12 protein-coding genes are annotated in these 11,896 nt (G+C 30.3%); 4 read left to right on the top strand and 8 right to left on the bottom strand.

Annotation, left to right across the window (positions count from 1 at the left end):
- Position 1: 1 nt before the first annotated feature.
- Genes E0H99_RS03465 through E0H99_RS03455 form a run of 3 tightly spaced genes read left to right on the top strand, consistent with a single transcriptional unit; the run spans position 2 to position 3,074 of the window.
- Positions 2 to 1,075 carry an AAA family ATPase gene (locus tag E0H99_RS03465; RefSeq protein ID WP_131991195.1) on the top strand — a complete coding sequence of 358 codons (1,074 nt, stop codon included), beginning with the start codon at positions 2 to 4 and terminating at the stop codon, positions 1,073 to 1,075.
- Positions 1,076 to 1,083: 8 nt separating this feature from the next.
- On the top strand, positions 1,084 to 2,694 hold the full coding sequence (locus E0H99_RS03460; RefSeq protein ID WP_131991193.1) for a type I restriction-modification system subunit M: 1,611 nt from the start codon (positions 1,084 to 1,086) through the stop codon (positions 2,692 to 2,694).
- Positions 2,695 to 2,714: 20 nt separating this feature from the next.
- Positions 2,715 to 3,074, top strand: a complete 360-nt coding sequence (locus E0H99_RS03455; RefSeq protein WP_131991191.1) for a hypothetical protein — start codon at positions 2,715 to 2,717, stop codon at positions 3,072 to 3,074.
- 128 nt (positions 3,075 to 3,202) lie between these two features.
- On the opposite strand, the gene E0H99_RS03450 is transcribed toward E0H99_RS03455, so the two are convergent.
- The 7 genes from E0H99_RS03450 to E0H99_RS03420 form a co-directional block, all read right to left on the bottom strand.
- Positions 3,203 to 3,703: a hypothetical protein gene (locus E0H99_RS03450; protein WP_131991189.1), complete on the bottom strand. Its 501-nt coding sequence runs from the start codon at positions 3,701 to 3,703 to the stop codon at positions 3,203 to 3,205.
- A gap of 4 nt (positions 3,704 to 3,707) precedes the next feature.
- Positions 3,708 to 4,595: a relaxase/mobilization nuclease domain-containing protein gene (locus E0H99_RS03445; protein ID WP_131991187.1), complete on the bottom strand. Its 888-nt coding sequence runs from the start codon at positions 4,593 to 4,595 to the stop codon at positions 3,708 to 3,710.
- 1 nt (position 4,596) lies between these two features.
- Positions 4,597 to 4,896, bottom strand: a complete 300-nt coding sequence (locus E0H99_RS03440) for a plasmid mobilization protein (protein WP_131991185.1) — start codon at positions 4,894 to 4,896, stop codon at positions 4,597 to 4,599.
- 523 nt (positions 4,897 to 5,419) lie between these two features.
- On the bottom strand, positions 5,420 to 6,610 hold the full coding sequence (locus E0H99_RS03435; protein ID WP_131991183.1) for a VapE domain-containing protein: 1,191 nt from the start codon (positions 6,608 to 6,610) through the stop codon (positions 5,420 to 5,422).
- A gap of 131 nt (positions 6,611 to 6,741) precedes the next feature.
- Positions 6,742 to 7,044 (bottom strand): DUF3853 family protein, encoded by a 303-nt coding sequence (locus E0H99_RS03430; RefSeq protein WP_131991181.1) that lies wholly within the window; start codon positions 7,042 to 7,044, stop codon positions 6,742 to 6,744.
- A gap of 183 nt (positions 7,045 to 7,227) precedes the next feature.
- Positions 7,228 to 8,247, bottom strand: a complete 1,020-nt coding sequence (locus E0H99_RS03425) for a hypothetical protein (protein WP_131991179.1) — start codon at positions 8,245 to 8,247, stop codon at positions 7,228 to 7,230.
- The gene (locus E0H99_RS03420; protein WP_131991177.1) at positions 8,244 to 9,536 is read right to left on the bottom strand and encodes a site-specific integrase; all 1,293 of its coding nucleotides are present in this window, start codon (positions 9,534 to 9,536) and stop codon (positions 8,244 to 8,246) included. The genes E0H99_RS03425 and E0H99_RS03420 overlap by 4 nt, the downstream gene beginning before the upstream one ends.
- 1,053 nt (positions 9,537 to 10,589) lie before the next feature.
- Here E0H99_RS03420 and E0H99_RS03415 point away from each other — a divergent pair.
- Complete coding sequence (locus tag E0H99_RS03415; RefSeq protein ID WP_131991175.1) at positions 10,590 to 11,291, top strand: porin family protein; 702 nt, start codon at positions 10,590 to 10,592, stop codon at positions 11,289 to 11,291.
- Here E0H99_RS03415 and E0H99_RS03410 read toward each other — a convergent pair.
- Positions 11,286 to 11,891: a hypothetical protein gene (locus E0H99_RS03410; RefSeq protein WP_131991173.1), complete on the bottom strand. Its 606-nt coding sequence runs from the start codon at positions 11,889 to 11,891 to the stop codon at positions 11,286 to 11,288. The genes E0H99_RS03415 and E0H99_RS03410 overlap by 6 nt on opposite strands.
- Between the last annotated feature and the right edge of the window lie 5 nt (positions 11,892 to 11,896).

Raw genomic sequence — 11,896 nt, 5'->3', positions numbered from 1 at the left:
GATGAGTAGTCTAACTGAAATAGCACAAGAATTAAAAGACACAAAAGAAAAAATTATTCTTGTTTATGCATTTAATGCAACAGGAAAAACACGTTTGTCAGTTGAGTATAAAAATATAACTAAAAAACCTGAAGACGGAAGTCATACAGGAGTTTATTATAATGCATTTAGTGAGGACTTATTTGTTTGGGATAATGATGAAAGTCATGATAATGAAAATATAAAATTAGATGTTATTTCAAGTTCACTAAATCAATTTCATTCGTTATTATTAGATACAGAGATTTTACAAGAAACATTATCGTTATATCATCCTAGATATAAATTCAAATTAAATCTGTATAAGGATGAGGACAGAGAAAAAGGTATTCACTCAATCACTTTCTACTTAGATGATGAAAATACAAGTCCTATAAAAATTTCGAGAGGTGAAGAAAGAATTTTTATTTGGTGTTTTTTTGTAGCTCTATTTGAAACCGATTCATGGACAGGTATTCAAGATGCTCATTTTTTCATTGATGATCCTGTTTCAAGTATGGATGAACACAATATTTTTTTAACCGCTGAGTCCATTACAAAACTGATTGATGATACGTTTCCAAAAAAACAAGTAATTATAACAACTCATCATATAGGTTTATTTTCTATATTATATGATAGATTAAGCAAAGGAGAAAAAAGTGATAAATACAAAAATAATTCAAAATTCTTTATGCTTAAAAAGCAAAAAAATGAATTAGAATTAAAACCATTTAGCAAAGAAGTATTTCTTTTTCACTTACATCTTTTACAAGTATTATCAGAAGCAAAAAAATCAGATGAGTTATCTACTTATCATTTTGTTCTTCTGAGACAATTATTAGAAAATATTGCTTCCTTTATTGGCACTAGTCAACTAAAGATGTTACTACAAGAAATAGAAGTAGAAAAACCTGAAGATACAATAATGATGATTAATTCATTATCTCACAAAAGAGTTTTTGTGCCTCAAATAAGTGAGATGAATGAAGAAGAAACAAGAGCGTTTAATGAAGTATTTGACAAGCTTATTGCTAAATACAATTTCAAATTTTAATTAAAGAAATGACAAAAAAAGAACAAGATCAATTAGGTAAAACCCTTTGGGATATAGCAGACAACTTACGTGGTGCGATGAATGCCGATGATTTTCGAGATTATATGCTATCGTTTCTTTTTCTTAGATATTTATCTTCTAACTATGAAGAATCTGCAAAAAAAGAACTAGGAAGAGATTATCCAAAATTAGAAGCCGATGACAAACGAAATGCATTGAGTGTTTGGTATGATGTTAATGAAATAGATGTTCCTGAGTTTGAAAAACAAATGCGAAGAAAAGTGCATTATGTGGTCAAACCACAATTCATGTGGAGCAGTATTTCCGAGTTAGCTCGTACACAAAACAAAGAATTATTAGAAACATTAGAAAAAGGATTCAAATACATCGAAAATGATTCCTTTGAAAATGCATTTCAAGGGTTATTCTCTGAAATTAATCTGAATTCTGAAAAGTTAGGTAAAACACATAAAGATAGAAATGATAAACTTTGTGTAATCATCCAAAAAATTGCTGAAGGAATATCAGATTTCACAACTGATACAGATACTTTAGGTAATGCTTATGAATATTTAATTGGACAATTTGCAGCTGGTTCAGGTAAAAAAGCTGGCGAATTTTATACACCGCAACAAATATCCTCTATCCTATCTGAAATAGTAACCCTAGACAGTCAAGATCCAACCACTGGATCCAAAAACAAACTAGAAAAAGTATTAGATTTTGCCTGTGGGTCGGGTTCGCTTTTACTTAATATTAGAAAACGTATCAAAGACAACAAAGGTAGTGTTGGCAAAATTTACGGTCAAGAAAAAAACATTACAACCTATAACTTAGCTCGTATGAACATGCTTTTACACGGCATGAAAGATACCGAGTTTGAAATATTTCATGGTGATACGTTACTAAACCAATGGGACGAATTAAATGAAATGAATCCTGCTAAGAAAATTGAGTTCGATGCTATTGTGGCAAATCCACCCTTTAGTTTACGTTGGGAACCTAATGAAGCTATGGGAGAAGATTTCCGTTTCAAAAGTTATGGATTAGCTCCTAAATCCGCAGCCGATTTTGCGTTTTTATTACACGGTTTTCATTTTTTAGGAAAAGAAGGAACAATGGCAATTATTTTACCACACGGTGTTTTATTCCGTGGTGGAGCAGAAGAAAGAATAAGAACCAAATTATTAAAAGATAATAACATTGATACGGTAATAGGTTTACCATCAAATCTGTTTTATTCTACAGGAATTCCTGTTTGTATTTTAGTTCTTAAAAAATGTAAAAAGCAAGAAGATGTTTTGTTTATCAATGCAAGTGAGCATTTTGAAAAAGGTAAAAGACAAAATACTTTAAGCGAAGAACATTTTGAAAAAATAATTGACACTTACAAATACAGGAATGAAATACCAAGATATTCAAAAAGAGTGTCAATAGAAGAAATTGAAAATCAAGGTTATAATTTGAATATTTCTCGCTATGTCAATACTTCTATTGATGAAGTAAAAATTGATTTGCGTGAAGTGAATTTAAAGCTTTTTAATATTAATAAAAAGATAGTGGATGCTACAAATAAGCATAATGAATTTTTAAGAGAATTAGGATTACCTTTGGTCTAGTATTAATAAAGAAAGAAAACATGCTAGAGGAAATTAACCCAAAGATTGAATTTAATTCAAACTACGATTTAGGATTAATGACGACCCCTAAAGCACACGTTTTAATACACCATCTTAAGGAAATCTATCCTAGAGTATATAAAAAGTTGAACGAAGAGGGATCTGTTGAGCCATATCTAGAGCCTAAACTAATGAAACAACTTCACTTGGAATGTGATTATAGATTACAAGGCTATCCGCTTACAGGGGTGGTAGAAATTGCTTTAAGGGATGTAATGCAACTTATAAAATGTGAACTACAGCCCTATGAAGAACAGGAACTTTTAAATCAATTTGATTTGGATATTAATTCAATCATTTATACAGAACTGATAAAATGAGCCTAAAAATAAACTAAAACTATATTATGTTGGTATTGAGGATGTTTAATCTCTAAGATTAATTCCATAAGATAAAGAGGGAGAGAAATTACTCTTTTTATCTTATGGAATGCCATTCTTCTTTTGTACTAGTGATTTTCTTTATTCTGCTGATACCATTTTTTATATCTACTTAAACTCTTTGGATTCTGCTTGAAATAGCTAGTTATATTCAAAATTTTACTTTCTAGCTCATCATTTTCTTTTTGGAGTTCTAAAAATTCATGTTTATTAATACTTTTTTTGATAGCTACATAAATTGAGATTCCGCTAGTCAGAAAGAAAAACAGGTTTAGAATCAATAAGTAATTGAAATTTTTGGTATTAAATTTTTGTAATACTTTCTCAAAGTGGTTAGAGCTTTCATTTATTTGCTGTATGTGATTTTGAGATTGTAAATTTATTTTTTCATAATATTCCTGCTGATTTATTTTAACATCCATTAAATCAGGTTTAATATTGATGTTACTTAAGTTTTTTTCAATTTTTGTTTGTTCTTGAATGTTCTTCTTAATTGTAGTTTCAAGCGCTACGGTAGATTGAATAAATATTTCTACTAAATCTTCTAATGTAGGTTGTGTTTTTGCCATAATTTCATCTTTTAAAACCTTTTTTCTTTTTGCGTTTTTTTAAATTTTCATCTTGATCATTAGTTACTGGAATAGTTGAAACAGACGGATTAAATAATGGTGAATTATTCTCCGTATTTCTTGAAACAGCTGGGGTGTTGTCAATATTAAATTTGTGTTCATTTTTATTTAAGAACAGGTCATTTAATTTAAGATTACGATCTACTTCGCTTGCCTTCAAATTTGTTCCAGTGCCAAAATCTAAAAATCGATATCCTTGAATTTGTCCTTGTTTGTTAACTGTTGGAATTAATTCTATTGATTTTAAAAGCAAAAGCCTTTTGTAAGCATTTAAACTTCTGGGATTTTGCTTTAATACATCTAAATGAGCTGTCTTAATATGTTGTTTTATGTCTTTATTTAATGCAGCTCTTTTGGATTCATTTTCGTATTTTAATTCTCGTGCCGATGTCATTCCATATTTAATTGCAACTCGATGAGCAGCATGTTGAGCTCTTTTTCCAATAAAATTATCTTGGATTAGTTTGCCATTTTCCTGAACTCGATTTAATAATACATGAATGTGTTTGTGGTCTTTTTCAGTATGAATAAAAGCGAGATATTGCTGTTTCTTAGGGTCAAGGTCTAACTCGGTTAAAAAGGCTTCGGTAATTGCTTTTAATTCTGTGTCAGATAGTTTTTCGCCATCATCTACAGTTGGAGAAATTACAATTGAAATAGTATTGTTGTTACATCTTGAATTTTGCTTTTGAATGATATTCATATCATCGTATAGCTCTTTTGGAGTTGTACCGCTCAAGCCATTTCGAGTTAATTCATATCCTTTTTTATCGCTTATTACGTAATTAAATAATGCTGTCCCTCCTGGACAAGCGGAAGCTTTTCCGATCATACTATTTGAGTTTGTTTAAATGGGTTCGTATTAATTTTGTGGTTTCAACACATGCTTCTTTTAGACCTGTCGTATCGCCTAGTTTAAATAGATTACCAATTCTTCTAAAGTTATCGGCATATTGGTTCAATTGTTTGTAAACTACAATTTCATCTTCTGTGAGTTTATAGGATAGTGGGTACCCCATAGCTGTGTTTCGTAAAAACTCAGAAATGCTAGTCCCACTTTTTAATGCTTTGTTTTGAATTATGAGGTGCTCAGTATAAGTTGTTCTGAATTCTATTTTCTTTGATCTTTTCATCGTTCTGTTTTTTCTTTTGCGACCTTCGGGAGTAAAAGCGAGGAGTTGTTGTGATGTCAAATTTCAATTTGTCAGGACAATGACACATCTCGATCAAATTTTACTTCATTTGATTGAGTCTTGTTTTAGTGAATCATTAAATGTTTTAGGCTTAATATGGTTTTAGATCAGCCAGATTACAAAGTCAATAGAATCTAATTTTTATCCCCTTTTGTTATTTTAAATAATAAACAAAAGGGGATAAAAGATCCTATCAAGATTTTTATAAAATCAATATTGCTATTTAGTATTCATTTGTTACCACAAAATTTATAATTTTTTCATTTTGTGCCTACCTACTTACCTAATCAGGATTTACGGGTTCTACGTTGTTTTTATTTCTTACCTGACCCTTACCTCGCTTACCTAAAAAAATCAACATCTAGGTAAGATAGGTAAGAGCTTTAAATACAACTTACCTAATATTAACCTCATTTTTACTAGATTTAGGTAAGCAGGTAAGATAGGTAGGTAGTATGTTGAATTATTGATGATTAAATTCAAATGGATTCGAATTAAATTTTGGTTTTGCTAAATAGCCATAAACTTGTTTTTTCGGATGTTTTATTCGCTTAAATCTATAGCCCGATAGCGCTTTCCCGATTTTTTCTCTACTCAATTTAAGTCCTAACGGAAAAAGTTTTGTCAGTATATCCGTGGGAGTGTTGAAATAATCTATTTCGTCTGATTTGTCAAAATACTTTAATACCATTTCTTGTTCTATGGTTAGAGCGGTATAACGTTCATTCCTAAGTTCGTTATCTAAAATATCTTGCGGTGTAAGTTCAGGTTCAAAATTTTTATCTAAGTAAGCTAAATAATAAGCTTGAGACCATACTTTGTCTATATCAACCGTCTTGGAATAGTTGAAATTTATTCTCCCAATGACATCAAAAATAATCCATCGAACAGAACCAGTTTCATCAGTTAAAAAATCAACCATGTTTGTAGAACCTATGAAAGAACAAATTCGAGGAAGGTTTTCGGCTCGACGTTCATACGGAAGTCTTTCATTTATAAAAACCTTACTAATCAGTGATTTCAAAAAATTTACTTCTGTTTTACCAATCACAGATAATTCCTCAAGATTGATTATTAAATTTTTGCACATCTTGATTCGTGAATCCTTGTCCATTCCAATATCCTCGGCTATGTAGCTAGAAAGTTTTTTGGGTATCAAATTTTGAATAAAAGTTGATTTCCCTGAATGTTGATCTCCATTTGCAAGAACTAAACAGTGTTTGTTTATTTTTTCCTTTTCAATAGCACAAATAACACCTCTAGCAAGCCATTTTTTAAAATGATATTCAAAAGCAGCATTGTCATTAGTAGTTACATAAGATGCCAATTCTTTTATATAATCCTTTCTTTGATCCCATTGCGGCAACTCTAAAAAATATTCTTTTATAGGATTATAACGTTCAATTAAATTGCTTTTAATGAGTATCTCTAATTTGTTGTAGTTAACTTCTATGCCGTTTTTATTTAATTCAATCAGTAAAGAGTATAGATTTAAAGATTCCCACAAGGATTGACCTATAAGATTGATCTCATAGTCAAGAGAGATTAAGTTAAATCGAATCCTGTATTTTTGATCTATATACTTGATAATCTTATCGAATATAGTATTGGAAACTGTATTTGAATAATAAAGTTCCGGAATGTTTTCTTCCATTAAATTTTAAGTATTGTTGAAAACACCCTATTTTTGCAGAGTGTTTCCAGTTGTGGAAAATTTTAAAGAATGATTTAAGCGTATGTGATTTGGTCGTCGATACGCTTTTATTTTATAATACTTCCAAGAATTCACTTTTTATCTATGACTTTTCTTCCAGCTAATTCAAGTGCAAGTTCTGCATCAACAATTATTTTACGACCAATTTGGGTAATAGCCTTGTCAATCTTTTTACTTTTTTTTATCCGATTAGCTGTAGGTAGGCTGCAATCAAAAAGTTGAGCTATACCTAATATCCCATAAACGTATTTTTTAGCTAGTTCTACAGGCTCATACGATTTTACGTTATGTTGCTGTGAATTGTTTTGGAGGAATAAAAACTCTTCTCCAGTCATTTGCCAAAGTGGCTTTTGTTTTAATTCTTTTATTTCCATTTTCTAAATTGTTATGTTAAACAATGGCCTTGTACTTCGGCTTATGATGTTCGAACATTACAAATTTAGGGATGGGTGAAAGGGGGTTTTAGGGGAATTGCAAAAAAAGAAAAAAACCTAAACGACTGTAAAAAAGGTATTTAGATTTTTATTTTAATTTTTTTTCGATATCTTTTAGGGGATTTAGAGGGAATTGATATCGTATTTATCTATAATTTCTCTTATATCTTTACTAAATTCATTTTGTTTTAGGTTTCCAGCCTCTGCATCTTTTTTGACTATACTAGGTCTCCTATTATATGAGTCTTCTATGTCTAAGTGTTTGCAAATTTCAGATTTCCAGTATGACTTTCCTTCATGTTCCATGTGCTTAAAAAGTTCCGCAATTATGTAGCATACTCTAACTCTTTGCCCTTTTTTTATACTGAGGGCTATTGGTTTTGTTAAAAGATTTATACTATTATAGAATTCTGTGTCTGATATTTTTATAAATTGTTTGTCATTTGTTGTTTTCCATAGTTGATAAGTAAAACCAGTATTAAAGAATTTTTCATTCTTTTTTAAAGTTACACTGAGATTGTTACTTCCAATTGTATATTTCTTTAAAATGGCAAGAAGTGAGTTGTTTAACTCAAATACTCTTTCAAATTTATTTTCAGCGTATTTGAATGCTTCTTGTTCTAATTGGGCTTGCCTCTCAAATAAGTCTTTCAATTTTTCTACTTCAGGTTCGTAAAGTGATTTTTGATATTTATGTTTTTCACAAAGATTATGCAATTCTTGTCCCGTATGTTCCCTAAATCCAATACTTTCCAAATTGTCATTTGACAACTTATACTCACTTCTATACTTCCTAACAATTTCATTTTGCTTTTCAATGTTATAATTATGTTTTTTAGCAAAAAATTGACAGATTTGTTCAGTATTAGTATTTTTCCAAAAGGACTTGTTTTTGCTGTAAAGTAAGATGTTGTTCTCTATTTCTGTTTGTAGACTTTTTAGTAGTACTGAGTATTTTTCAAGTTCAAATTCATCAATAATATTGATAATCATCGTTTCAAATGCTTGTGTGTCACAAAGACGAGTGTAAAAATTAGAAATAAAGTATTGCTCTTCATATGCTATCTTATTTCTCTTAAATACAGTATGGTATATCTTGTTTAACTCACCATATTGAGGTAGTATATTTGTTATTTCTATCATAGTTGATTAAATTTACTCATGGCATTTGCTTTAATATTATCAGCAACATCGATATATGGTTTCATTGCCTTGTAGTCGCTGTGTCCTGTCCATTTCATAATTACTTGTGCGGGTATTCCCAATGAAAGAGCGTTACATATAAATGTTCTGCGTCCTGCATGGGTTCCTAGTAAAGCATATTTAGGGGTCACATTATCAATACGTTCATTACCTCTATAGTATGTCTCTCGAACAGGCTCGTTAATTTTCGCAAGTTCTGCCAATTCTTTCAGGTAGTCATTCATCTTTTGGTTACTGATAACTGGAAGTGCTTTTTGGTGTTCAAACGGAATGTCTTTATATTTGTCAAGGATTGCTTTACTATGGTCGTTAAGTTCAATAACCAAACTGTCAGTAGTTTTAATCGTGGTAATTTCGATATGTTCGGCTTTTATATCACTTCTTCTTAGGTTAAACACATCACTATAGCGAAGCCCACTGTAGCAAGTGAATAAAAACACATCTCTAATTCGATCTAAATATTGTTTTGTTTCAGGTATTTTATATTCACGAAGTTTGGTTAATTCCTCCCAAGTAAGAAATATTACTTTTTTAGGAGTGTTTTTTAATTTTGGCTTAAAAAATTCATACGCCTTTGTTTTATTATACCCCTTTTTGTCTGCCCAACGGAGAAACCACTTTAGAAAACCTAATTGTTTGCCGATAGTACTATTTCGCATTTTTTTAGTTTCGCGTAGAAATATTATATAATCATTTAAACCAAATTCATCAAAGTAATCAAAAGTAATTGTTGGATTAAAAACTTTTAAATGACTTTTGGTGGTATCAAATTTTTCATAGGTTGCTTCAGTCCAAGTGTTTTGTCTGCCACATTCTTTGACAAATTCATCGAAAACGTGCATGAAATCTACAATTACAGTATGAACTTGATCATTTTCATCTGTAATTGATTTTTTGTTGGAGTTAAATTCTTTCTTTATTTGTTCGGTTGTAGGAAAGATGTTTTGCGTTTCAAATATTTTAAAAATATTTTGAATTATGGTATAGTACTTCAGTAAATCCGTGTTGATATCAGATGCGCTTTGTTTGAGTTTATTTGTGCAACCATTTTTTACACGCTGTTTGTCATTGTCCCATTTGGCAACATCAATGCGATAACCCGTTGAAAAATCTATACGATTATTTGCAAAAACTACTCGCATGCGGATTGGAACATTTTCTACAATAGGAATGTTGTCTTTTTTTCTGTTCTCTAAAGCAAAAATGATATTTCTTTTAATGGTATTCATTGCTGGGTGTGATTTAAATCTACACCCAAATCTACACCCAGTTTTTGAGATACGCAATAATATTTCGTGATATTTTGATTTACTTATCTTTTAAACTCTTTGTTTAATATCAGTTAGTTGACTATACATGATATTTTATTTTTATGTAGGTGATAGAGCCTTCCTCTCTGCAAAGAAATTAATGCTTCCTGAAAGGGGAGCATTTTTTGTTTTATAGTGTGACAAACTTTTTTGTTTGTCTAAGCGTATAAAAACAAAAAAGGATCAGGCATGAAATGCCAAGCATTAATTTCTTTGTGAGATTCTATTCCGGAATGAATGAAATTAATCCTGTTTTTACTGTAAATACCTTTAAACTCAAATCACTTATGAGCAAAGTATTCTGGGTTTTAACATCCTATAATCTTCGCAATTTTATTTATTGACAATAAGAAGTCATTTAAAATTGATATTTTTTTGTTGATTATTTAATATTGATCATAACCATTTAATGAAACTTGTTTGTTCTATTTTAAAATATAATAAATAATTTAAATTAAGTAAGAAAATAAATACCAAACATGTTTATTTGCGTATTTAATCGATTATATTTGTAATAGAAACATCCGGTATTTAATTTCAACTAAAGATTAAAGCTTCTAATATTCTTAAAAATTTTCTGAAACCTAAATTATTAATTGAAGAACCCAGATATAAAAACTATTTGATACATCATTAAAAGATAAAAGATAAAAATTTTACAAATTTAAAAAACGGAACTGATGGAAACAGAAAACAGAAAAAAAGAAGTGTTTTTGTACATAGGTGTTTTTTTTTCTTACTGTCGGGAGTTTATCGATAGTTGCTTTAATATTGATGTTCTTGTATGTATCTTTTTGATTTGGATTCTAAATTATCCAAGATAAGGAAATATTAAAATCTACCACTGTGTTTTTTGAAAGAAATACGTTTCTGGAATCTATCAAAATCCTATATTTGTAAGCGATAAACAATGATGAAGTCAAAGAATGTATTTAAACTAACATGGAGCAATCATTAAACAAAAATAACTACATGCGACTATTCTTAAGTTGCTTTCTTTTTCTATCCATTTTTAATGTTTTTTCCCAAGAAAATACTGTAACTCAAGATACCGTCATTGTGAAAGTTGATTCCTTGTATCGAGAAGATCAGTTTTATTTTGCAATAACATATAATACACTGATGAATAAGCCTTCAGGTTTGTCACAAAGCAAATTTTCTTCTGGGTTATCGGCAGGTTTTCTGAGAGATATGCCCATTAATAAAAAAAGAACGGTTGCTATAGCTTCCGGTATTGGTTTTTCATATAATAATTATAATCAAAATCTTGCTATTTCTTCACCTGCAGGAACTCCGGTGTATACTATTATTGATTCGGATATTCCATACGATAAAAACAAGTTCTCATTGCTTTCAGTTGATGTGCCTCTTGAGTTCAGATGGAGAACTTCTACTTACGAAAGTCATAAATTTTGGAGAATTTACGGAGGACTAAAATTGAGTTATGTACTCTATGACAGATCTATTTTTAATAGCGCTGATGGCAAAGTAGTGGTGACAGGAAATAAAGATTTCAATAAAGTTCAATATGGAGCTTATATTTCATCAGGCTATAACACGATTAATTTATATGCCTATTACGGTTTGAATTCACTGTTTAAATCCGCAAAAGTCAATGACGAATCGGTTAATATGAAATCATTGAATATTGGAATTATATTCTACATTTTATAACCACAGCACTAACAAAAGCAACTGAGACACTGCTCCTAGCATAAAACCTATAATCAATTCTTTATTCGTGTGTGCTTTCATTTCTAATCGTGAGGAAGCCACAAAACCATTAAAAAGAATCAGCAGTGCAATTGTAAATGTATTCTGAATTTGAAGGTGCAAGCTCAATCCAATTATAAAAACCGTCAAGGAACTGATGGCAATCATGTGAAGGCTGGCTTTTATATTGGCAAACACTAGAATTAGCGCTAATATAGTACTCAAAAGCGCACCCAGCAGAAAAAAGTGCAACTCAGGATATCGGTCTATTGTAATGCTTTTTCGCACCAACAGAATAAGTAAAAAGCAGTGAAGGATTAATGGAATTTTGCGTTGGGATACTTCGGCAAGCATAATGGAATCTATGTTTCCTGCGGTACGTAATAATAAAAACACCAAAGCAGGTAAAATCACCGTTACAACTAAAACTTGAAAAAAAACAAATAATTTTTCTTGATTCACAAAGTCAGCGCCGTTAAACGAAAGATAAAATAACGTGGCCATTGCCGGTATGAATATCGGATGGAAAACATAGGAAAACAATGGGAGGATTTTTTTCAAAACTT

Origin of the sequence: Flavobacterium sp. GT3P67, assembly GCF_004349155.1 — a bacterium.
Taxonomy (GTDB): Bacteria; Bacteroidota; Bacteroidia; order Flavobacteriales; family Flavobacteriaceae; genus Flavobacterium; species Flavobacterium ranwuense.
This window is presented reverse-complemented; position numbering and strand designations above follow the sequence as displayed.